Here is a 22,495-nt window from a genome sequence, read left to right on the forward strand (position 1 = left end):
TTTAACTGGCTTTTTTGAGCTGCGCCTCACGCGCCGCCCGCAGCCTGGCGAAATCGTCACCGGCATGATGCGAGGAGCGCGTCAGCGGGCTCGACGCCACCAGCAGGAATCCCTTGGTCTTGCCGATCGTCGCGAAGGAGTTGAACTCCTCCGGCGTGACGAAGCGGATCACCGGGTGGTGTTTCTTCGACGGCTGCAGATACTGGCCAATGGTCATGAAGTCGACATTGGCCGAGCGCAGGTCATCCATCAGCTGCAGGATCTCGTTGCGCTCTTCGCCGAGGCCGACCATGATGCCGGACTTGGTGAAGATCGACGGATCGAGCTCCTTGACCCGCTGCAACAGCCGGATCGAGTGGAAATAGCGGGCACCCGGCCGCACCGTCAGGTAGTTCGACGGCACGGTTTCGAGATTGTGGTTGAAGACATCGGGCTTGGCCGCCACGACGATCTCCAGCGCGCCTTCCTTGCGCAGGAAATCGGGCGTCAGGATTTCGATCGTGGTCAGAGGTGTCGCTGCCCGGATCGCCCGGATAACCTCGGCGAAATGCTGCGCGCCGCCATCGGCGAGATCGTCGCGGTCGACCGAGGTGATGACGACATGGGTCAGCCCCATCTGCTTTACGGCATGCGCGACACGCGCCGGCTCATCGGCATCGAGCGCGGTCGGAATGCCGGTGGCAACATTGCAGAACGCGCAGGCGCGCGTGCAGATCTCGCCCATGATCATGAAGGTGGCGTGCTTCTTTTCCCAGCACTCGCCGATATTGGGGCAGCCGGCCTCTTCGCACACCGTGACCAGCTTGTGCGACTTCACGATCTCGCGGGTTTCGGCATAGCCCTTGGACATCGGCGCCTTGACGCGGATCCAGTCGGGTTTGCGCAGCACGTCCTGATCAGGCTTGTGCGCCTTCTCGGGGTGCCGCAGGCGCGGCGCGTTGGCGATCGTGTCGAGGACGGTGACCATCTCAAACCTGACTTATTGGCGTCTGCCCGTCGGCATTCGCCCTCCTGACGTCATCTAGGACTTTTCGGTGCAAAGAAAAGGCCGCGGCGGCGCATGCCGCCACAGCCTTTTTCGCATAGCGGTAGTCTAGCGGCGTATCAGCCGCCCGGCAAAGATCAGCAGGCAGGCGCCGATGAAGCCGGTGATCAGGTAGGCGAGCCAGCCGACACCGAAGGGTTCGATGTTGAGCGCCCTGAGAATTGCGTTCAGCACCACCGCGCCGACAATGCCCATAATGATGTTCATCAAGACGCCGGTATTGCTCTTCATGACCATCTCGGCCAGCCACCCGGCCAAACCGCCGATGATGATGGCCGCAATCCAGCCCACGCCATTCACGTCCATATGCCAACTCCTCCAGTGTCAGGTGAAAATGCATCCGGAAACGAACTGTCTTGCCGTAAGGTTCCTCCGGCGCATGCGTCTGAGTCTCGCGGCAGCAATTTATCACGCGTTGAGCGCACGGCCATAGGCATCAAGCACGCTTTCCTTCATCATCTCCGACAGCGTCGGATGCGGGAAGATGGTGTGCATCAGTTCTTCCTCGGTGGTCTCCAGGTTCATCGCCACGACAAAGCCCTGGATCAGCTCCGTCACCTCGGCGCCAACCATATGCGCGCCGAGCAGCTGGCCGGTCTTCTTGTCGAAGATGGTCTTGATGAAGCCCTGGTCCTCGCCAAGCGCGATCGCCTTGCCGTTGGCGCCGAACTGGAAACGGCCGACGCGGATGTCCTTGCCTTCGGCCTTGGCCTTGGCTTCGGTGAGCCCGACCGAGGCGACCTGCGGGTTGCAATAGGTGCAGCCCGGGATCTTCAGCTTGTCTGTCGCATGCACGCCGGGGAAATTGGCGATCTTCTCGATGCAGACCACGCCTTCATGCTCGGCCTTGTGGGCGAGCATCGGCGGTCCGGCGACATCGCCGATAGCGTAGATGCCGGGAACGTTGGTCTTGCCATAGCCGTCAATGACGACGCAGCCGCGATCGGTCTTCACGCCGAGCGTCTCGAGGCCGAGATTATCGATGTTGCCCTGCACGCCGACGGCCGAGATCATGCGGTCGGCGGTGATCTTCTCGACCTTGCCGTCCTTCATCTCGACATGGGCGGTGATCGAGTTGGCACCCTTCTCGACCTTGGTCACCTTGGCCTCGAGGATGATTTTCATGCCCTGCTTCTCGAACTGCTTCTGCGCGAATTTCGAGACCTCGGCATCCTCGACCGGCATCACCGCCGGCAAAAGCTCGACCACCGTCACCTCGGCGCCCATGGTGCGGTAGAAGGAGGCGAACTCGATGCCGATGGCGCCCGAACCCATGACCAGCAGCGACTTCGGCATCTCCTTCGGCACCATCGCCTCGAAATAGGTCCAGATCAGCTTGCCGTCCGGCTCGATGCCGGGCAGCGCGCGCGGCCGGGCGCCGGTGGCGAGAATGATGTGCTTGGCGGTATAGGTGCCCTCGCCCTTGACGCCCTTGGGCACCGGCGGCTGCGGCTCCATCGGCTTCTTCGCCGTCTTGGAGACGACGATTTCACCCGGCTTGGAGAGCTTGGCCTCGCCCCAGATAACGTCGACCTTGTTCTTCTTCATCAGGAAGGCGACGCCGCCATTGAGCCTCAACGACACTTTGCGCGAGCGGTCGACGACAGCGGCCGTGTCGGCGCTGACCTTGCCGCCTTCGAGCTTCAGGCCGTAGTCCTTCAGATGATCGGAATAGTGCATGATCTCGGCCGAGCGCAGCAGCGCCTTGGTCGGGATGCAGCCCCAGTTGAGGCAGATGCCGCCGAGATGCTCGCGCTCGACGATCGCCGTCTTGAAGCCGAGCTGGGCGGAGCGCACCGCCGTGACATAGCCGCCGGGGCCTGAGCCGATGATTATGACGTCGTAGGATTCAGCCACGGGGTTTCTCCCTGATTTTCTCTAGAGTTCCAGCATCACACGCACCAATGGCGCCAATGCGTCACCTATATTGCGCGTGTTTTCGGCATCGAGATGGACCCCGTCGATCGGTGTGGTCTCGGCCACCGTGCCGGCATCGAAAAAGCCGCAGCCGGCCTCGTCGGCGAGCGCGGAATATTGCGGCGCCAGCCGCTTCGAGGCCTCGTCGCCGCCGGCAAACATTTCCTTGAATTCGGCATTGTCGGTGCGGCTGACCGCTGGTGGCGCGACGATCAGGATTTGCGGCGCGGCCCAGTCGAACGGATAATCGTGGCCGCGCACGATGTCGATCAGCCGTTGCACCCCCTGCTTGGCCGCGACCGGATTGCCGTGGATCCAGGGCTTCATGTCGTTGGCGCCGAGCATGATGATGATCAGGTCGAGCGGCGCATGGCTGGTCAGGATCGTCGGCAGCACCTTGGCGCCATTGCGGTCGGCACCAGCCAGGTGATCGTCGAAAGCCGTGGTGCGGCCGTTCAGACCTTCGGCAATGACTTCGATATCATCGTCGCCCAACGCCGCCTTGAGCACGCTCGGCCAGCGATCTTCCAGCGCATGACGCCCGAGGCTCGCCGCGTCATAGCCCCAGGTCAGGGAATCGCCGTAGCAGAGGATCGTCTTCATGCACCCGCACCCGCCTCCGCCCTAAGCCCGCGCCGCACGCGCCATCCCACGAACAGCCACTGCACGATAACCGTGGCGATGCTTGGCAAAAACAGACCGGCGACAACGGGGAGATCGCCCGACCACTGGGCTTTGCCAGGCGGCTGCGAGAAGGTCCAGGCAATCAGCCCGATTCCGGCCAGCACGAACAACGAAACCCCAACAAGCCCCGTCAGGTTTATCGCCCTTTGCGGGTTTGGCACGAACTGCGCGATGAAAAACGCCACGGTCGCAACGATGGTGACCAGCGCCGAAACCATGAAGACCAGGATGTATTCGGAATTCGCATTGGTGACGATTGCCAGCCACAGCGCCACCAGCCCGCCGGCCAGGCCGGAAAGGATCAGGGCGAAAAGGCTGGTGACGAATTTCCGCACAGCCTTTTTCCTTCCTAGACCAGCATGCCCATCGGATTTTCGATCATGCGCTTGAAGGCGACCAGAAGTTCGGCGCCGAGCGCACCGTCGACGGCGCGGTGATCGGTCGACAGCGTCACCGACATGATATTGGCGATTCTGATCTCGCCATTCTTGACCACCGGCCGCTGCTCGCCGGCACCCACCGCCAGGATCGTCGCATGCGGCGGGTTGATGACGGCGGCAAAGTCCTTGATGCCGAACATGCCGAGATTGGAGACAGCCGTCGTGCCGCCCTGATATTCCTCAGGCTTCAGCTTGCGGCTGCGGGCACGGCTCGCCAGATCCTTCATCTCGTTGGAGATAGTGGACAGTGTCTTTTCGTCGGCGTGGCGGATGATCGGCGTGATCAGGCCGCCGGGGATCGACACGGCAACGCCGACATCGGCGTGCTTGTGCTTGACCATGGCGCTTTCGGTCCACGACGCATTGGCATCCGGCACCGCCATCAGCGCCATCGCCATCGCCTTGATCACCATGTCGTTGACCGACAGCTTGTAGACGGGCACTTCGCCCTTGTCGGTCTTCTTCATCGGAGCCGCCGCATTGATCTGTGTGCGCAGCGCCAGCAGCGCATCGAGCTCGCAGTCGAGCGTCAGGTAGAAATGCGGGATGGTTGTCTTGGCCTCGACCAGGCGGCGCGCAATGGTCTTGCGCATATTGTCGTGCGGGACGAGCTCATAGGACCCTTCGGCAAACAGCTTCAGCACCTGTTCGTCCGACATCGCCTTGGGTGCCGCAGCCGGAGCCGCAGGTGCCGGAGCGCCGGCAGGTGCGGCTTTCGCGGCCGGTGCAGCCTTGGCGCCACCGCCGGCAATCGCCGCCTCGACATCGGCCTTGACGACACGGCCATGCGGGCCGGTGCCGGTTACGGCGGACACATCGACGCCGGCGTCCTTGGCGATGCGCCGAGCCAGCGGCGAGGCGAAGGTGCGCTCGCCTGACGATTGGCTGATCTCCCCCTTTGTGGGGGAGATGGCCGGCAGGCCAGAGGGGTGCGCGACAGACTGAGAGGTCGGCGGGGCAGCGCCCCCCTCTGTCGACTTCGTCGACATCTCCCCACGGGTGGGGAGATTGACGCCTTATCCTGCTTGGCATCGGCTTTCGCGGGCGCGGCATCGCCGCCGCCCTTTGCCGCTGCACCTGCATCCTCGCCTTCGCCGGCGAGAATGGCGATCAGCGCATTGACCTTGACGCCTTCGGTGCCGGCCGGAACGACCAGCTTGGCGACCGTGCCCTCATCGACGGCCTCGACTTCCATCGTCGCCTTGTCGGTCTCGATCTCGGCGATCACGTCGCCCGGCGAAACCTTGTCGCCCTCCTTGACCAGCCACTTGGAAAGATTGCCCTCTTCCATCGTGGGCGACAGCGCCGGCATGGTGATGTTGATTGGCATGATGTCCTCCCGACCGGCTCAGCGATACGTGACGGCTTTGACCGCCTCGATGACCTCGCCGACATTGGGCAAGGCCAGCTTTTCGAGGTTCGCCGCATAGGGCATCGGCACGTCCTTGCCGGCGATGGTGATGACCGGCGCGTCGAGGAAATCGAAGGCGCGCTGCGACACCTGATTGGCGATGTGGTCGCCGACCGAGCTTTGCGGGAAACCTTCTTCCACCACGATCAGGCGGTTGGTCTTCTTTACGGAGGCAATGACGGTGTCGAGGTCGAGCGGGCGGATGGTCCGGAGATCGATGATCTCGGCATCGATGCCCATGCCGCGCAGTTCGGCTTCCGCCTTGATGGCATAGGTCATGCCGATGCCGAACGAGACGATGGTGACGTCCTTGCCCTGCTTGTGAATGCGCGCCTTGCCGATCGGCAGCACGAAATCATCGAGCTTCGGCACGTCGAAGGACTGGCCGTAGAGGATTTCGTTTTCAAGGAAGATGACCGGGTTCGGATCGCGGATCGCCGCCTTGAGCAGGCCCTTGGCGTCGGCAGCCGTGTACGGCATCACCACCTTCAGGCCGGGAATATGGCTGTACCAGGCGGCATAGCACTGCGAATGCTGGGCGCCGACGCGGGCGGCCGCACCGTTCGGTCCGCGGAACACGATCGGTGCGCCCATCTGGCCGCCCGACATATAGAGCGTCTTGGCCGCGGAGTTGATGATCTGGTCGATCGCCTGCATGGCGAAGTTGAAGGTCATGAACTCGACGATCGGCTTCAGGCCGGCCATCGCCGCACCGACGCCGACGCCGGCAAAGCCGTGCTCGGTGATCGGCGTGTCGACGACGCGGCGCGGCCCGAATTCCTGCAGCAGCCCTTGCGTGATCTTGTAGGCGCCCTGGTATTCCGCGACCTCCTCGCCCATGACGAAGACATCGCCGTCGCGGCGCATTTCCTCGGCCATGGCATCGCGCAAGGCCTCGCGCACCGTAGTCGAGATCATCTCGGTGCCGGCGGGAATATCCGGATCGGCGGCAGGTTTGGCTGCCGGAGCGGCGGGAACTGCCTTCGGAGCCTCGCCGGCATCCTGGGGAGCCGCCTTTGAGCCTTCCTCGGCTGCATCGGTCCGCTGACCGCCAGCGGAAACGGCATCCTGGGTTGAGGCAGGCTGGCCGCTCTTTTCGACATCGCCTGCACTTTCGCCGTCCTGCAGCAACACGGCGATCACCGCATTGACCTTGACGCCTTCGGTGCCGGCGGGAACCACGATCTTGCCGATCGTGCCTTCATCGACGGCCTCGACTTCCATCGTCGCCTTGTCGGTTTCGATCTCGGCGATGACATCACCGGCGACGACCTTGTCGCCCTCGTTCTTCAACCACTTGGAAAGATTGCCCTCTTCCATGGTCGGCGAGAGAGCGGGCATGAGAATTTCGATCGGCATGTCCTTGCCCTCCCGTTACAATACGATGTCGGTCCAGAGCTCGGACGGATCCGGCTCTGCGTCGTGCTGGGCAAATTCGGCAGCGTCGGCGACGATGTCGCGGACTTCCTTGTCAATGTTCTTGAGCTCGTCCTCGGTCGCCCACTTCTTGGCCGTCAGCCGCGCCTTGACCTGCTCGATCGGATCATGATCCGAGCGCATCTTCTGCACTTCTTCCTTGGAGCGGTATTTCGCGGGATCCGACATCGAGTGACCGCGATAGCGATAGGTCTGCATCTCGAGGATGATCGGACCGTTGCCGGCACGGCACCATTCGGTCGCCTGATCGCCGGCGGATTTGACCGCACGCACATCCATGCCGTCGACCTGAATGCCGGGAATCTTGAACGAGGCGCCGCGATGCGAAAAATTGGTTTCGGCCGACGAGCGCGACACCGAGGTGCCCATGGCATAGCGGTTGTTCTCGATGATGTAGATCACCGGCAGCTTCCACAGCGAGGCCATGTTGAAGCTTTCATAGACCTGGCCCTGGTTGGCTGCGCCATCGCCGAAATAGGTCAGCGAGACATTGTTGTTGTCGCGGTAGCGGTTGGCGAAGGCCAGCCCGGTGCCGAGCGAAACCTGCGCGCCGACAATGCCGTGGCCGCCGTAAAAATGCTTCTCCTTGGAGAACATGTGCATGGAGCCGCCCTTGCCCCTCGACAGGCCACCACGGCGTCCGGTCAGCTCTGCCATGACGCCGCGCGGGGACAGTTCCATCGCCAGCATGTGGCCATGGTCGCGATAGGCGGTGATCATCTGGTCGCCGTTGATCAGCGACATCTTCATGCCGGTGACGACCGCTTCCTGGCCGATATAGAGGTGGCAGAAGCCGCCGATAAAGCCCATGCCGTAGAGCTGGCCGGCCTTTTCCTCGAAGCGGCGGATAAGCAGCATGTGCCGGTAGGCGGCAAGCTCCTCGTCCTTGGTGAAGTCGGCCGGCTTGGGGGCGGAAAGCCCGGTTGATTTGGCGGATGTCGATTTAACGGATTTGGCAGGCGCTTTTTTGGCGGCGGTGGCCATGCATCACTCCCTGTTGGCGTCTCTTTGCGGACACTAAAGCAGACCATGTCTGCTCCGGGGAGGATCAGCTCCTCCCCACCGATTGGAAGGAAGCTAACATGCGAGACCGCGTTTCGCCATGCAGAAAAACGCATGGCTGGCATGCATCTAAATGCCTAGAATCATTGGAAATAAAAGCGATTAACAGAAATTAGGTTATTTCGAATTGGCCGGCAGCATGATGGTGATTTCATCGGGCTGGGACAGATTGAGCGCCCGGCGTGCCTGCTCGTCGAGCATATCCTTTTCAAGCGTGCCCTCATGCATCAGCTGGACGCGCCGCTCCAGATCGACCCGGCGCGCCTTGATGGCATCGTACTTGGCCTGCAATTCGATGGTCTGCGCTTCGAGCTGATATTTGGAATTGATGCCGAACTCGCCATGATAGGCATGGAAGCCGAAATAGGCCAGGAACGCCACGCAAAGCGACGGGATGATCAGCCGGCCGGTGTTTCTCTGCTTGTGCTGGCGTGTCCACATGGTCGCAATCCTCTGACCTGTCTATCTCGCCCGATTGTGCTTAATGGAGGGTTACGGACAGGTGCATTAGCCAGCGGCCGCAACGAAAAAGGGCGGGAAAATCCCGCCCTTCATCGTTTTCGCCAGTTCGGCAGAACTTAGGCTTTGACCACCGACTTGCCGGCGTAGCGCGCCTGCTTGCCGAGCTCTTCCTCGATGCGGATCAGCTGGTTGTACTTGGCCATGCGATCCGAGCGCGACAGCGAACCGGTCTTGATCTGCCCGCAATTGGTGGCGACGGCGAGGTCGGCGATGGTCGAATCCTCGGTTTCGCCCGAACGGTGCGACATGACGGCTGTGTAGCCTGCCTTGTGCGCGGTCTCGACAGCGTCGAGCGTTTCGGTGAGCGAGCCGATCTGGTTGACCTTGACCAGGATCGAATTGGCGACACCCATGCGGATGCCGTCGCGCAGCCGCGCCGTGTTGGTGACGAAGAGGTCGTCGCCAACCAGCTGCGTCTTGTTGCCGATCAAATCGGTCAGGTACTTCCAGCCCTCCCAGTCGTCCTCGGCCAGGCCGTCCTCGATCGAGATGATCGGATAGTCGGCGGCGAGCTTGGCCAGGTACTTGGCCTGCGCCTTCGGATCGCGGGTCTTCTTCTCGCCCTCATAGACGTAATTGCCGTCCTTGAAGAATTCGGTCGCCGCACAGTCGAGACCGAGCGCGATCTCTTCGCCCGGCTTGAAGCCGGCCTTCTCGATTGATTCCATGATGAAATCGAGCGCCACCGGCGCACTCTTCAGATTGGGCGCGAAGCCGCCTTCGTCCCCGACATTGGTGTTGTGGCCGGCATCCTTGAGCTTCTTGCGCAGCGTGTGGAAGATTTCCGAGCCCCAGCGCACCCCTTCGCGCAGCGTCGGCGCGCCGACCGGCAGGATCATGAATTCCTGGAAATCGATCGGATTGTCGGCATGCGCGCCGCCGTTGATGATGTTCATCATGGGCACCGGCAGCAAATGCGCCTTGGTGCCGCCGACATAGCGGTAGAGTGGCAGGCCGGCGGCTTCCGCTGCTGCCTTGGCGACCGCCAGCGAAACGCCGAGAATGGCGTTGGCGCCGAGCCGGCTCTTGTTGGGCGTGCCGTCGAGCTCGATCATGGTCTGGTCGATGTGGATCTGGTTCTCGGCTTCCATGCCGCCGATCGCCTCGAACAGCTCGCCATTGACGGCCTCGACCGCCTTGAGCACGCCCTTGCCGAGATAGCGGGCGCCACCGTCGCGCAGTTCGACGACCTCATGCGCGCCGGTCGACGCGCCCGACGGCACGGCGGCGCGGCCCATTGAGCCGTCTTCGAGAACGACGTCGACCTCGACGGTCGGATTTCCACGGCTGTCCAGGATTTCACGCCCGACAATGTCGATGATGGCGGTCATTGCGATGTCCCCGATTGATCGATTGAAAGCGTCGCGCCCCTCTTAGCCAAAGTGCCGCAAAAGGCAATCAGGAATGGCATGAAATAATGGTGACGATCGCCCCATGCGCTCAGGCCGTGGGGCATGGGCGACACCATCTGCACGCAAACAACCCCGACCTGACCTCATATGTCTAGGCCCATGGGGCGGATGCCCCTCCCCTTTTATCGCGGCAATGCCTTATCACGAAATACCAGGCGGCACGCAAACTCCAGCCGATGATTCAAAAGAGGCTACCGCCAACGTGACAAACTTCACAATGCAGAGAATTCGAAGATGTTAGGGTCACATCTACAACGCGAACTATTTGGCGACCACAGCGAAGTCAACAAACTTGAACTCTTTGGGGAGGTGGCAATGGCAGCGATTTCAGGTACTGGCTGGGAACTTCTTATTAGCCGCAAAGTCGAGCATATGAGGGGCACCAGACGCAGGACAGTTGGTACCTATAAAGTCTTCCACAACGGCACGGCAGCAACGGGTCTATCGGGGTTCGTGTGTGAATCTCGCGGCCCAGGCGACAATTCCAAAGAAGACAATGGCAGGCGCATCGAGCCCGGCACCTATCCGCTGGCGACACAGGCCGGAGGCAAATATGTGACGATCGGCTACACTGGCGCCAAGACGCCACCCAAACCTGGACTCGAACTGCTGAAGACCAACAAGCGCACCGAAATCCTGATCCATCCGGGCGTCAATTTCCTGTCCAGCGTCGGATGCATCAACCCGACGAAGAAGGTGAGCGGTCCGCTTTCCGACATGGATTTCACGGAGAGCCGGACACGCGTAATCGCCCTCATCGACGATCTGAAAACCTTTGCCGGCGGTGGCTTCCCGAAAAGCAACGGCAAGCGAATTCCCAATGCTTCGGTGGTCGTCGAAGGCGAACCGGTGCTGTCGACCGAGAGTGTCGAGAGCGTGCTCGAAGCCGTTGCGGGCGATCCGAACAAGGGTTTGCCGGCAGCGGTCTTCCAGAAATTCGCGCCGAGACCGGCAAGCGGTTCCAAGCGAACAATCTATGACGGTTACATCGGCGCCTTTACCTCCGACAAAGGCCTCAAGACACTTGGCGATCATGGCGTGTGCAAGAACTATGATCGGCTGATGCATTTCTTCGCTCAAGCGGCGATGGAAACCGGTGGCTTCACCCTCATTCGCGAATCCCTGACCTACACGACCGTGGCGGCAATCCGGAACGCATGGAGGTCGCGAGCCGCGGGCAAGACCGATCAGTGGATCGAGGACAACCTGCTGCGCAAGCCGCAAGCCCTGGGCGACTGGGCCTATGGCGGCCGCATGGGCAATGTGAAAGGAACGTTGGACGGCTTCAATTTCCGCGGCGGCGGCACGTTCCAGACCACCGGGCGCGACGCGTACACGGCCAAGGGCAAGCTCGCCAAGGTCGACCTCGCCAATCATCCTGAACTGATCGAGGATCCGCAGATTTCGCTGCTCGCAGCTTGCGCCGAATGGAAAGGGTCAGGCTGCAATGCCTTTGCCGATGCCGGCCTGATTAAAAAGATCTCGCGCGCGATCAACGTCGGCAACGCCAATTCCACCACGCCGGCCAATGGCGAAGCGGATCGGATCGCCTGGCATGAAAAGGTTTTCAAGGCGGTGAAGAATGCCGGACTCCTCAGCTGAGCATGCCTCGGATCACGTTCGACAACACCACGTCATCATAATTCAGAGATAACAATCTCTGTGTCGACTAGGATGGTGATGCGCGGGGCGAAACAGGAGGAGTTTCGCCACGTCCGAGTTGAGCGGTATCGTGAGTTTGTTCCTGATCGCGGCGGCGTTCCTGACGTCCTGCGATACGCGGCAGCCGCCAAGGGCGGCGACGCAGCTGTCCACGCTTTACGCAGCAGAATAGAAACTGTCGGGTTACACTGAAAAGGCCCCCGTTTCGGAATTCGGGGGCCTTTTCACGTCAGGCGTCAGCGCAGCTGATCAATGCCAATACGGCGTGACCTTGTAGTAATCATAGGAAGCGTCACGTGCGGCCTCGCCATCGGCGCCGGCCAGTTCATTGATCGAATAGGCCGGTGCTGCCTTCAGCTGCTCCTTCGAGAACGGCACGACATAGCCGCCCTTGTCCTCGTCATAGTCGAGGCTCGCCCACGGAATGGCGTGGTACTTCTCGCCAATGCCGAGAAAGCCACCGAACCCGATCACCGCGAACATGATGCCGTTCGACGTCTTGTCGAGCATGATGTCCTCGATGCTGCCGATGCTCGTGCCTTCGGTGTTGTAGACCGACGTGCCGATGACGCGCGAAGCGGCGATGGCTTCGGTGTGGCCTGTCTGGGTGGTCATGGCTGATGCTCCTCATGTCGTTGATCGATACTTTGACAATGAGGTGCGCGGGCGAAAGTTCCCGTTTTTCGAGCGGCGGGCGGTTACTCCGCGAGGATGAACGTCACCTTCATGTTGACGCGATAGGCCGCGATCCTGCCGTCCTCGACGACGATCTTCTGGTCCTGGATCCAGGCGCCTTCGACGTTCTTCAGGGTCTTTGAGGCGCGCTCAATCCCCTTCTCTATGGCGTCCTGAAAGCTCTTTTTCGACGACGACGTGATTTCGGTGACGCGGGCGACGGACATGGCTTCCTCCTGCCAAGACGCTCATTTGCAGGAGCGAGCCTACAGCCGGCTTATGCCTTCCACAAGCAGGGCAGCGCGCGCCATAGCCGAAACCATCAGCCTCGGTTCAGGTCAGCAGCATTCTTGGCGATGCGGTCGAATGCCATCAGTCTTTCGAGCAGCGCCGGCATGTCCTTCAGCGGCAGCATGTTGGGCCCGTCGGAGGAGGTCGAATTGTCGGGATCCTGGTGGGTCTCTATGAACACGCCGGCGACGCCGACGGCAACGGCAGCCCGCGCCAGCGTCTCGACAAAGCGGCGCTCACCACCGGAGGAACCGCCCTGCCCGCCCGGCTGCTGCACCGAATGGGTGGCGTCGAAAATCACCGGCGCGCCGATCTCGGCCATCACAGGCAAAGCCCGCATGTCCGACACCAGCGTGTTGTAGCCGAAAGACGCGCCGCGCTCGGTGGTCAGCACATTGAGGTTGCCCGAACCGGTGATCTTGGCCACCACGTTCTTCATGTCCCAGGGCGCCAGGAACTGCCCCTTCTTGACGTTGATCACCTTGCCGGTCTTGGCGGCGGCGACCAGCATGTCGGTCTGGCGCGACAGGAAGGCCGGAATCTGCAGCACATCGACATGGTGTGCGACGATCGCGCACTGCTCCTCGGTGTGGACATCGGTCAGAATGGGAAGTGAAAACGCCTTGCGCAACTCGTCGAAGACCGGAAGCGCCGCGTCCATGCCGGCGCCGCGCGTTGCCGACAGTGAGGTGCGGTTGGCCTTGTCGTAGCTGGTCTTGTAGACGAGGCCGATGCCGAGCTTGCCGGTCAGTTCCTTCAGCGCGCCGGCCATGTCGAAAGCGTGCTGGCGCGATTCGAACTGGCACGGGCCGGCGATCAACGCCAAGGGCCCGCTGTTGTCGAAGACGACGTTGCCGACGGTTACCGACGAATTCGGCGCCATCGAATTAGGCCCTTGCGGCTTGCTCATGGGGTCTCCCGGAAGATGAAAGCCGCGCCCTGTCCGGATGCCGGCTGCACGACGATTTCGTTGCCCGCTATATCGTGCCCGACGGCGTTGTCTGCAAGCAGCCTCGCGACAGCGCCGACACTGCGGGCCGAAAAGACGATCGCGGCGAAGCGAAGGTCCGTCGGCGCGCCAGCCGACATGCCGAAGCGCTCAGCGAAAGCCGCGGGCTTGAGAACGCTCAAACGCGCGTTCGCCAGGTCGAACGCCGTGCTGCTCCTCTGCCTCGAACCCGTCGCTGTCTCGATCAGGTGGCGCTTTTCGGATGGCACGCCGCTGACCGCAACGATTTCGGCAATGCCGGTCACGCCATTGGCATGAGCCTGCAGCGCCGTACGGTCGATTTGAGGGGCGTTGATCCGCTCGCAAGCGAACAGAAAGGCGTCCATCGTCTCGGCGCCGGCGGCGAAAGCCAGTTTGAACGAGGCCATGTCGCTCTTTCCGGCCGTGTCGGTGAAGGCGCGGGAAAAGCTCAGTACGTCTCCCGCCGACAGGCCGGCTTTGATAAAGCGCGCATGGTCCGCATCGGCATCGTCGGTGGCCAGCACCACGGCGGAAAAGCCCTCATCGCCCAGCCTGGCGCGATAGAGCCGGTCGCGCGCGACAAAGACATTGCCGCCGGCGATCGCACTCGCTGCCAGCTGTTCGTTCCCAACCGCCAGCGGTTCGAGATAGGTGCCGTCGGCAAGGAAGACGCAGCAATTTTCGGTGCCGAAGGGATGAATGCCGGTTGGCGCGACGATGAAGCCAAGCGATGTCAGCCGCGCCCGCGCCACGGCGAGGCTCGCCGTCGGCAGCACCAGATGGTCAAGCGGATGGGTCGTGCTGGTCATGCCGGCGCGGTGTGCATCATTCCCGAAATTGGTTCAAGGCCTCTTGCCGGCCCGATCAGGCCGTCGCCACGATATCGGCCGAATAGCGCAATTCGCGCAAGGGTTTGACCCGGCTGGTCGTCTCGGCATAGAGCGGGTGCGCCTTGTATGCGGCAAGCGCGGCATCATCCTCGAACTCGGCATAGACGACCACGTCGATCGCATCCGACAGCGGATCGACCTTGCTGTTGAGCGTCACCTCGAAGAGGCTTGAATGCGGGATCTTGCCCAGTGTGAGCAAGCCTGTGCGCACGGCCTCGACATCGTCCTTGCGCCGCGCGCTGAAGAAAACGATATGCCGGATCACGCCTGCCTCCACGTTCGATTTCCAGCATGTTTTGTGTGAGCGGGACCGTCGCGTCAACCGCCACGATGTCGCGCCCGGCAATGCCGGCAGGCGACTTTGCAGAGGCGCAAAAAGCTAGGCTTTGCCGGTGACGTAGCGCACGACGCGCGACATCTCCCTGACCGTCGTGTCGAGATAGCGGCCCTGATTGTAGAGGCCGTCCCAGATCAGGAAAAAGGCGATGGCGACGATGACGATGACATAACGCATGGCTGAAACTAACGTATGTGGCTGTTCCTAACCATAGCGATTTCGCCGGCGGTCGCTCGCCCTCACCGATTCTGGCCCCAGGCACGCCACCTGGGCCAGTGCCGGGCACGGCTTGCCTCTTGAAGTTCCGGTCGATGCGGTGGAAGATTGTGGCGAAAATTTAAGCAGGCTACGGCGTTCGCGCCTGGCGAATGAAAGTGGAGGATGTGGAGGCCGGCAGATCTTGCGCCGCCCCCGCGGAAGTCCAGGGGGGTGTGAGATGGCTGTCAGGGAATACAAAGGCATCGGCGACGCCATCAGGCTGGACGAACTCAATTTCGCCGAGATCGTCAAGGGCCTGCCGGCCAAGGCGCGCATGGTGCTGTCGGCGGCGATGAAATTGCCGCGCGGTTCGCTGAAGGTGAGGATGCCGGATGGCCGGGCGGTGCTTGTCGGCGGCAACGGACCCGGGCCGGATGCCGAGCTGGTGTTGAAGAACTGGCGCCTGCCCGGCCGTGCCTTTTCCGGCGGCACCATCGGCGTTGCCGAATCCTACATGGACGGCGACTGGGAAAGCCCTGATGTAACCAGCTTCCTCGAACTGTTCGTCGTCAACTCGGCCGTTGGGGAACGCATTGCCGGCGGCGCCAACTGGCTCATCAACACGGTCCAGCGCATCCGCCACTGGTTCAACGAAAACACCCGCACCGGCTCGAAGCGCAACATCTCGGCGCATTACGATCTCGGCAACGCCTTCTACAAGCAATGGCTCGATCCCAGCATGACCTATTCGTCGGCGCTCTATGCGACCGGCGCCAACGACCTGGAAAGCGCTCAGGCCGCCAAATACCGCGCGCTGGCCAAGGATACCGGCATCGGCAAGAAGGACCATGTGCTCGAGATCGGCTGCGGCTGGGGCGGTTTTGCCGAATTTGCCGCGCGCGAGATCGGCTGCCGCGTCACCGGCCTGACCATCAGCCGCGAACAGCACGATTTCGCCAAGGCGCGCATCCAGAAGGCGGGACTGTCTGACAAGGTCGACATCAAGCTGCAGGATTACCGAGACGAAACGGGCACTTACGACCGCATCGCCTCGATCGAGATGTTCGAGGCGGTCGGCGAAAAATATTGGCCGGTATTTTTCGGCAAGATGAAGGCGTGCTTGAGGCCCGGCGGCACCGCCGGCCTGCAGATCATCACCATCAACGAGGCCGCCTACGACACCTATCGGGCGAGGCCGGATTTCATCCAGCGCTATGTCTTCCCAGGCGGCATGCTGCCGACGCCGTCGATCCTGAAGACGCTGGGCAGCGACCATGGCCTTGCCCATCTGCGCGAGCGCGTCTTTCCGGACGACTATGCCCGCACGCTTGCCGAATGGCGCAACCGCTTCTGGGCGTCGTGGGAAAAGATCGTCCCGCTCGGCTTCGACGACCGCTTCAAGAAGCTTTGGGAATTTTATCTCCACTATTGCGAAGCCGGCTTTAGAGCCAGCTACATCGACGTGCGCCAAGTGGTCTACAAAGCCTGATCCGAAGCGTGATTGAGCGGGCGTATGCCCGCTCGTTTTCCCTGTTAGCTGCACGTTGCCTCAAAGCAGGATGCGATACTTCGCAAACCCGGATTCGCCCTCGCCGGCCGGCTCGATCTTGAGCGATTTCACTCCCGATATAAAATCCTTCGCTTTGGGGCCGGTCTCGAACACGACGCTGGTGCCGGGCAGCGGCGTGAACGACCAATTGTCGTCGGCCGAGGGATTGATCGTGCGTTCGCTGACGACGTAGCGCACGATCACGTCGCGGTTGGTGTCCGGCGCCTCGTAGATGATCTTCGAGGCATTGATGTCGGGGAAATTGCCGCCACCGCCGGCGCGGTAATTGTTGGTGGCGACGACGAATTTCGCTGCCGGATCAATAGGCTTGCCGTCGAAGCTGAGGCCGACGATGCGGTTCGAGCCGGCATTGGCGACGCCACCCTTGGCATCGTATTTCGGCAGCTGCGACAGGTCTATTCCGTAGCTGACGCCATCGATCACATCGAAATTGTAGGACGGGAATTCGGTGTCGATGAGCGCCTGGTCGGCCTTGCCCGGCTCGATCTTCCTGAAAATGCCGGCCGACATTTCCAGCCATTCCTTCACTTGCGCGCCGGTGATTTCGACGGCGCGCACCGTGTTCGGATAGAGATAGAGGTCGGCGACGTTCTTGATGGCGATGTCGCCCACCGGCACGTCGGTATAGTAGTCGGCGCCGTTGCGCCCGCCGGCCTTGAAGGGTGCTGCCGCCGACAGCAGCGGCACATCCTTCCACTGCGTGCTCTTCAATATGTCCTTGAGGTACCAGCTCTGCGCCTGGTTGACGATCTGCACCGACGGATCGTCGGCGACCAGCGCGAAATAGGAATAGAGCGGCGCCGAGGTCTTGCCGACCGGTCGGCGGACATAGGCAAGTGTCGCCTCATGGTCCGCCTTCAGCGCATCGACGACGCGCTGGTCGTCCGCCACCGTCGGCTTGTTTGCCTTGTCGACGCGCTGGTAGATCGGCCTTGCCTCCGATGTGGCCGAGGCTACGCGCCATTTCGATCCGTCCCGTTCCAGAAGCAGATCGATCAGTCCCATATGCGAGCCCCAGAAACCGCCCATCACGGCGGGCTTGCCCTGCAGCGTGCCTTTCTCGGTGTCGACGCCTTCGAGCGCCTGAAAATCCTTCTTGCCGGGGAAGACGAGATGCTGATGGCCGGTGAACACCGCATCGATGCCTTCGACGCCGGCGACGAAGAAGGAGGCGTTCTCCATGCCGTCGCCCTGCTTGATATCGATGCCGGAATGCGAGAGCGCGATGACGATGTCGGCGCCCTCCTCCTTGATCTGCGGCACCCATGCCCTGGCCGCCTCGACGATGTCGCGCGTCCTGACATTGCCTTCCAGGTTCTTCAGGTCCCAGACCATGATCTGCGGCGGCACAAAGCCGATGATGCCGATCTTGATCGGCTGCTCGGCGCCCGACCCGTCCTTGATCTTCTTGTCGAGGATGACATAGGGCTTGAGGTAGAGCTTGTCGTCGCGCGGTTTGGCGGCAAGCTCGGTGCCGCGGATCAGATTGGCGCAGACGAAGGGGAAATTGGCTCCGGCCAGCACCTTGTCGAGGAACGACAGGCCGTAATTGAACTCGTGATTGCCGAGCGTCGAGCATTCATAGCCCAGCAGGTTCATGCCCTTCATGATCGGATGCAGATCGCCTTCCTTGAGGCCCTTCTCATAGGCGATGTAATCGCCCATCGGATTGCCCTGCAAAAGATCGCCATTGTCGATCAGCATCGCATTGGTGGCTTCCTTGCGCACCGCCGCGATCAGTGAGGCCGTCCGTGACAGGCCCATCGTGTCGTTGGCTTTGTCGGCGTAGTAGTCGTAAGGCAGCACATTCACATGGATGTCGGTGGTCTCCATGATCCTCAGATGCGCCTGATTGGCCTGCGCGCGGGCGGAAAACGGATGGAGCATGATCAGCGCCCCGCTGGCGGCCGTACCGGCAAGAAAACTACGGCGGGAGACGGGGTAATTGAGATGCGGCATTGGTTTTCCTTCCCAGCGACGTGACAAGATCCCAGCCCCGGGCGGAAGCTTCGCGCCGAAAACCGGCCATGTCCATCGGGAAGTCAGTCGATCAGCAAAAGGTGACGGCTGGATGAATATCCTTGGCCGCGGTTGAGAACCTCAGCCCTTGTCATCGTCGCCCTGGGTGATCAGCCGCGCGCTGCGCTGGCCGGTGAAATAGATCCATAGCCAGCTAAGCGACACCGAGAGCCGGTTGCGGAAACCGATCAGGAAGTAGATATGCGCCACGCCCCACAGCCACCAGGCAAGCCATCCCGTGAGCTTGATCGAGCCGAAATCGATCGCGGCTGCCCACTTGCCGATCGTCGCCAGGTCGCCGGCATGTTTGTAGCGGAAAGGCCGCGGCGCGCCATCGCCGGCCAGCCGCGCCCTGATCGTCGCGGCGACATGCTTGCCCTCCTGCTTGGCCGAGGGCGCCACGCCGGGCACCGGTTTGCCGTCCGGCCGCAAGACATGCGCGGTGTCGCCGATGACGAAGATTTCAGGACTGTTCGGCACGGTCAGATCGGGCTCGACCATTACCCTGCCCGCCCGGTCCACCGGCGCGCCCAGCCACTCTCCCGCGGGTGAAGCCGCCACGCCGGCGGCCCACAGGATGGTTCGCGCCGGCAGATGCGTATCGCCAAAGACGACGCCTTCGGCATCGAGGCGCGTGACGGCGCGGCCAAGCTCGACCGTGACGCCCCGCCGCTCCAGCGCCTTGCGCGCATAGTCGGACAGCTTTGGCGCGAAATTGGCTAGGATCCTGTCTCCGGCCTCGACCAGCACCACACGCGCCTCACGCGTGTCGATGTTGCGGAATTCGCCGCGCAGCGTTTCATGCGCGAGTTCGACAATGGTGCCGGCAAGCTCCACGCCGGTCGGGCCGCCGCCGACGATGACCAGTGTCAGCAGTGCCTGGCGCTTGGCCGGATCGGTCTCGCGCTCGGCCTGCTCGAAGGCGAGCAGGATGCGCCGCCGAATGGTGGTTGCGTCTTCAAGCGTCTTCAGCCCGGGCGCGAAAGGCTCCCATTCGTCGTGGCCGAAATAAGCATGACGCGCGCCGGTGGCGAGCACCAGCGTGTCGTAGGGAACAGAACTGCCGTCCTCAAGCACCACGCGTTTGCCTGGACGGTCGACGCCGGTGACGTTGCCGAGCAGGGTCGTCACGTCCTCGCGCTTGCGCAGCAGATGACGGATCGGCCAGGCAACTTCCGAGGTCGCCAGCGAGGTGGTCGCCACCTGGTAGAGCAGCGGCTGGAAAAGGTGATGGTTGCGCTTGTCGATCATGGTGATGCGCACGGGTGCGCCGGCCAGCGCCCGCGTGAGTTCGAGACCGCCAAACCCTGCGCCGACGACAACGACATGATGGCTGGTTTCACTCATCGCATTCACCCCTATTTGTCTCCCTCTATCTAGCGATTTTTGTGCACCGCAACAATGTCGCGGCGAGCTAGATTGCCGCTTAAGGCTGCCCAGGACTCGTCGCCGGATGTCGCGAATGCCTATGTCGGCAAGCATGGACGGGTATAGCCTTGCAGGCTGGAACCACGGGAGTGAAGCATGGCCAACGACGACGACAAAGATGGCAAAGGGCGGGGGCAATATTCTTCGCCGCCTTGCTTCATGCACGAACTCGATCCGGAATTTCGCGCGCCATTGACCGACTGGACCGATGTGCGCCGTTGGCGCAAGGCCGAGCGCGAGCGTCTGATCGCGGCACGGTTGGCGGTTTCCGCCGATGCGCGGGTGGCGATGTCGCGGGCTATCGCCGAAGGGCTCGACGCGGCAATCGGCGACATTGCCGGCCGCATGGTCAGCCTCTATTGGCCGTTTCGCGGCGAGCCGGACCTGCGGCCGTGGATGGCGTCGATCAACGAACGCGGCGGCCGCACGGCGCTGCCCATCGTGATCGAGAAAGGCCAGCCGCTGATCTTCCGCGCTTATGTGCCCGGCGACCGGCTGGAAAAAGGCATCTGGAACATCCCGATCCCGGCCGAAGGCGAGCCGGTGCTGCCCGACATCGTCATCTCGCCGATCGTCGGCATCGACCCGCGAAACTACCGCCTGGGCTATGGCGGCGGCTTCTTCGACCGCACGCTGGCTGCCATGCCGTTCAAGCCATTGGTCATCGGCGTCGGCTACGAACTGCAGCGCATAGCCACCATCTACCCGCAGCCGCACGACATCCCGATGGACCGGCTGGTGACCGAGGCTGCTCAGGGCTAGGCCAGTTCCGGCTTCATGCCCATGGCGGTCCGGTCGACGATCTCGCGCAAGGCGAACGATGAGTTGATCTTGGTCACATGCGGCATCGCCGACAGCCACTCCTTGTGGATGCGCTCATAGTCGACCAGGTCCTTGGCGGCGATGCGCAGGATGTAGTCGTATTCGCCCGACATCAGGTGGCACGACAGCACATTCGGGCAGCGCTTGATCGCCGCCTCGAAATCCGACAGCGTCTTTTCGAACTGCCCCGACAGCGATATGTGCACGATCGCCGTCATCTGGTGGCCGAGCGCGGCATTCGAAAGCCGGGCATGATAGCCGCGGATGGTGCCGGATTTCTCCAGATTGTCGAGCCGGCGCGAACAGGCCGACTGCGACAGGCCGACCCTTTCAGCGAGCGCCGCATTGGGTATGCGGCCATCCTTCTGCAGTGCCTCGAGAATGGCGATATCGATCCTGTCGAGCGGCATTTACAGTGATTCCTGCGAAAATTATGCAATTTCGCGCAACGATTATCGAAACACGTCACCTCGCGCAAGCGCATTCGCAAACACCTGCGCAACGATTCGTGGTTCACTCGGTTGATACAGGGAACGAGCCCGAAGGGCCGGATCAGGAGAAGACTATGCGCGTCGGCTGCCCCAAGGAAATCAAGAACCACGAATACCGAGTCGGCCTGACGCCGGGCTCCGTCCGCGAATATGTCGCGCATGGCCATGAAGTGCTGGTCGAAAGCGGCGCCGGCGCCGGCATCGGCGCCGATGACAATGCCTACCGCGCCGCCGGCGCCACCATCGCCAGGACCGCCGCCGACGTGTTCGCCAAGTCCGACATGATCGTCAAGGTCAAGGAGCCGCAGCCCAACGAATGGGCGCAGCTGCGCGAGGGCCAGATCCTCTACACCTATCTGCACCTGGCCCCGGATCCGGAGCAGACCAAGGGCCTGCTCGCGTCCGGCGTCACCGCAATCGCCTATGAGACCGTAACCGACGACCGCGGCGGCCTGCCGCTCTTGGCGCCGATGTCGGAAGTTGCCGGCCGCCTGTCGATCCAGGCCGGCGCGACCGCGCTGCAGAAGGCCAATGGTGGCCGCGGCGTGCTGCTCGGCGGCGTGCCCGGCGTACTGCCCGGCAAGGTCACGGTGCTCGGCGGCGGCGTCGTCGGCCTGCATGCCGCCCGCATGGCGGTCGGCCTCGGCGCCGACGTCACCATCATCGACCGCTCGATCCCGCGCCTGCGCCAGCTGGACGACCTCTTTACCGGCCGCGTCCACACCCGCTACTCCACAGTCGAGGCGCTTGAGGAAGAATGCTTCTCGGCCGACATCGTCGTCGGCGCCGTGCTCATCCCGGGTGCTGCTGCACCCAAGCTGGTCACTCGCGAAATGCTGTCGGGCATGAAGAAGGGCTCGGTGCTGGTCGACGTCGCTATCGACCAGGGCGGCTGCTTCGAGACTTCGCACGCCACCACCCATGCCGAGCCGACCTATGAGGTCGACGGCGTGATCCATTACTGCGTCGCCAACATGCCGGGCGCCGTGCCGGTGACCTCGGCGCACGCGCTCAACAACGCGACGCTGCATTATGGCCTGCAGCTGGCCGACAAGGGCCTGAAAGCGCTGGTCGACGACCACCATTTGCGCAACGGCCTCAATGTCCACAGGGGCAAGATCACCAATCGCGCCGTCGCCGAAGCACTCGGCTATGAGCTGGTCGAACCGAAAGTGGTTCTGGCTGCCTGACAGACGCCTTAATCGACTCAAG

General features: G+C 62.3%; 22 protein-coding genes and 1 pseudogene. 4 read left to right on the forward strand and 19 right to left on the reverse strand.

Going from position 1 to position 22,495, the window contains the following annotated elements:
• Position 1: 1 nt before the first annotated feature.
• From lipA to eno, 10 genes and pseudogenes are all read right to left on the reverse strand, one after another.
• Positions 2-967: a lipoyl synthase gene (gene lipA, locus NKL06_RS27065; protein WP_023688453.1), complete on the reverse strand. Its 966-nt coding sequence runs from the start codon at positions 965-967 to the stop codon at positions 2-4.
• A 126-nt stretch (positions 968-1,093) separates the two neighbouring features.
• Positions 1,094-1,351: a GlsB/YeaQ/YmgE family stress response membrane protein gene (locus tag NKL06_RS27070; RefSeq protein WP_023668920.1), complete on the reverse strand. Its 258-nt coding sequence runs from the start codon at positions 1,349-1,351 to the stop codon at positions 1,094-1,096.
• A gap of 102 nt (positions 1,352-1,453) precedes the next feature.
• The gene (lpdA, locus tag NKL06_RS27075) at positions 1,454-2,902 is read right to left on the reverse strand and encodes a dihydrolipoyl dehydrogenase (RefSeq protein ID WP_023668919.1); all 1,449 of its coding nucleotides are present in this window, start codon (positions 2,900-2,902) and stop codon (positions 1,454-1,456) included.
• Between the two features lie 21 nt (positions 2,903-2,923).
• Positions 2,924-3,565 carry an SGNH/GDSL hydrolase family protein gene (locus NKL06_RS27080; protein ID WP_023682555.1) on the reverse strand — a complete coding sequence of 214 codons (642 nt, stop codon included), beginning with the start codon at positions 3,563-3,565 and terminating at the stop codon, positions 2,924-2,926.
• Positions 3,562-3,981, reverse strand: coding sequence for a hypothetical protein (locus NKL06_RS27085; RefSeq protein ID WP_023668917.1), 420 nt, complete (start codon positions 3,979-3,981; stop codon positions 3,562-3,564). The genes NKL06_RS27080 and NKL06_RS27085 overlap by 4 nt, the downstream gene beginning before the upstream one ends.
• A gap of 14 nt (positions 3,982-3,995) precedes the next feature.
• Positions 3,996-5,416: pseudogene (locus NKL06_RS27090) on the reverse strand (pyruvate dehydrogenase complex dihydrolipoamide acetyltransferase).
• 18 nt (positions 5,417-5,434) lie between these two features.
• The gene (locus NKL06_RS27095; protein WP_023691277.1) at positions 5,435-6,856 is read right to left on the reverse strand and encodes a pyruvate dehydrogenase complex E1 component subunit beta; all 1,422 of its coding nucleotides are present in this window, start codon (positions 6,854-6,856) and stop codon (positions 5,435-5,437) included.
• A 15-nt stretch (positions 6,857-6,871) separates the two neighbouring features.
• Positions 6,872-7,918, reverse strand: a complete 1,047-nt coding sequence (gene pdhA, locus NKL06_RS27100) for a pyruvate dehydrogenase (acetyl-transferring) E1 component subunit alpha (protein ID WP_023682559.1) — start codon at positions 7,916-7,918, stop codon at positions 6,872-6,874.
• Positions 7,919-8,113: 195 nt separating this feature from the next.
• Complete coding sequence (locus tag NKL06_RS27105; protein WP_023688447.1) at positions 8,114-8,437, reverse strand: FtsB family cell division protein; 324 nt, start codon at positions 8,435-8,437, stop codon at positions 8,114-8,116.
• 137 nt (positions 8,438-8,574) lie between these two features.
• Positions 8,575-9,849, reverse strand: a complete 1,275-nt coding sequence (gene eno, locus NKL06_RS27110; protein WP_023691276.1) for a phosphopyruvate hydratase — start codon at positions 9,847-9,849, stop codon at positions 8,575-8,577.
• Between the two features lie 534 nt (positions 9,850-10,383).
• On the opposite strand from eno, the gene NKL06_RS27115 reads away from it, so the two are divergent.
• A complete protein-coding gene (locus NKL06_RS27115; RefSeq protein ID WP_023691275.1) occupies positions 10,384-11,532 on the forward strand; it encodes a glycoside hydrolase family 19 protein in 1,149 nt (382 codons plus the stop codon).
• 309 nt (positions 11,533-11,841) lie between these two features.
• Here the strand turns inward: NKL06_RS27115 and NKL06_RS27120 are convergent, their stop codons facing one another.
• From NKL06_RS27120 to NKL06_RS27145, 6 genes are all read right to left on the reverse strand, one after another.
• Positions 11,842-12,207, reverse strand: coding sequence for a PRC-barrel domain-containing protein (locus tag NKL06_RS27120; protein WP_023668909.1), 366 nt, complete (start codon positions 12,205-12,207; stop codon positions 11,842-11,844).
• 83 nt (positions 12,208-12,290) lie between these two features.
• Complete coding sequence (locus tag NKL06_RS27125) at positions 12,291-12,494, reverse strand: dodecin family protein (RefSeq protein ID WP_023668908.1); 204 nt, start codon at positions 12,492-12,494, stop codon at positions 12,291-12,293.
• Positions 12,495-12,589: 95 nt separating this feature from the next.
• On the reverse strand, positions 12,590-13,468 hold the full coding sequence (kdsA, locus tag NKL06_RS27130; protein ID WP_031201698.1) for a 3-deoxy-8-phosphooctulonate synthase: 879 nt from the start codon (positions 13,466-13,468) through the stop codon (positions 12,590-12,592).
• Complete coding sequence (locus tag NKL06_RS27135) at positions 13,465-14,337, reverse strand: VOC family protein (protein WP_023691274.1); 873 nt, start codon at positions 14,335-14,337, stop codon at positions 13,465-13,467. Before NKL06_RS27135 ends, kdsA begins: the two co-directional genes overlap by 4 nt.
• Before the next feature lie 55 nt (positions 14,338-14,392).
• Positions 14,393-14,683: a Dabb family protein gene (locus NKL06_RS27140; protein ID WP_023691273.1), complete on the reverse strand. Its 291-nt coding sequence runs from the start codon at positions 14,681-14,683 to the stop codon at positions 14,393-14,395.
• Between the two features lie 114 nt (positions 14,684-14,797).
• Positions 14,798-14,932: a hypothetical protein gene (locus NKL06_RS27145; RefSeq protein WP_023688440.1), complete on the reverse strand. Its 135-nt coding sequence runs from the start codon at positions 14,930-14,932 to the stop codon at positions 14,798-14,800.
• Positions 14,933-15,191: 259 nt separating this feature from the next.
• Between NKL06_RS27145 and NKL06_RS27150 the strand changes: the two genes are divergently transcribed.
• Positions 15,192-16,442 carry an SAM-dependent methyltransferase gene (locus NKL06_RS27150; protein ID WP_023668904.1) on the forward strand — a complete coding sequence of 417 codons (1,251 nt, stop codon included), beginning with the start codon at positions 15,192-15,194 and terminating at the stop codon, positions 16,440-16,442.
• 60 nt (positions 16,443-16,502) lie between these two features.
• Here the strand turns inward: NKL06_RS27150 and NKL06_RS27155 are convergent, their stop codons facing one another.
• The gene (locus NKL06_RS27155; RefSeq protein ID WP_023691272.1) at positions 16,503-18,482 is read right to left on the reverse strand and encodes a bifunctional 2',3'-cyclic-nucleotide 2'-phosphodiesterase/3'-nucleotidase; all 1,980 of its coding nucleotides are present in this window, start codon (positions 18,480-18,482) and stop codon (positions 16,503-16,505) included.
• A 141-nt stretch (positions 18,483-18,623) separates the two neighbouring features.
• Complete coding sequence (locus tag NKL06_RS27160; RefSeq protein WP_023691271.1) at positions 18,624-19,889, reverse strand: NAD(P)/FAD-dependent oxidoreductase; 1,266 nt, start codon at positions 19,887-19,889, stop codon at positions 18,624-18,626.
• A gap of 177 nt (positions 19,890-20,066) precedes the next feature.
• Here NKL06_RS27160 and NKL06_RS27165 point away from each other — a divergent pair, with 177 nt between their 5' ends.
• Entirely contained in the window at positions 20,067-20,732 is a 666-nt protein-coding gene (locus NKL06_RS27165; protein WP_023691270.1) for a 5-formyltetrahydrofolate cyclo-ligase, read from the forward strand.
• On the opposite strand, the gene NKL06_RS27170 is transcribed toward NKL06_RS27165, so the two are convergent.
• On the reverse strand, positions 20,729-21,202 hold the full coding sequence (locus NKL06_RS27170) for an Lrp/AsnC family transcriptional regulator (protein WP_023668897.1): 474 nt from the start codon (positions 21,200-21,202) through the stop codon (positions 20,729-20,731). The genes NKL06_RS27165 and NKL06_RS27170 overlap by 4 nt on opposite strands.
• A gap of 155 nt (positions 21,203-21,357) precedes the next feature.
• On the opposite strand from NKL06_RS27170, the gene ald reads away from it, so the two are divergent.
• Complete coding sequence (ald, locus tag NKL06_RS27175; RefSeq protein ID WP_023821347.1) at positions 21,358-22,473, forward strand: alanine dehydrogenase; 1,116 nt, start codon at positions 21,358-21,360, stop codon at positions 22,471-22,473.
• Positions 22,474-22,495 lie beyond the last annotated feature (22 nt).

The sequence above is a fragment of the Mesorhizobium sp. C268A genome (assembly GCF_040324475.1).
Taxonomy (GTDB): Bacteria; Pseudomonadota; Alphaproteobacteria; order Rhizobiales; family Rhizobiaceae; genus Mesorhizobium.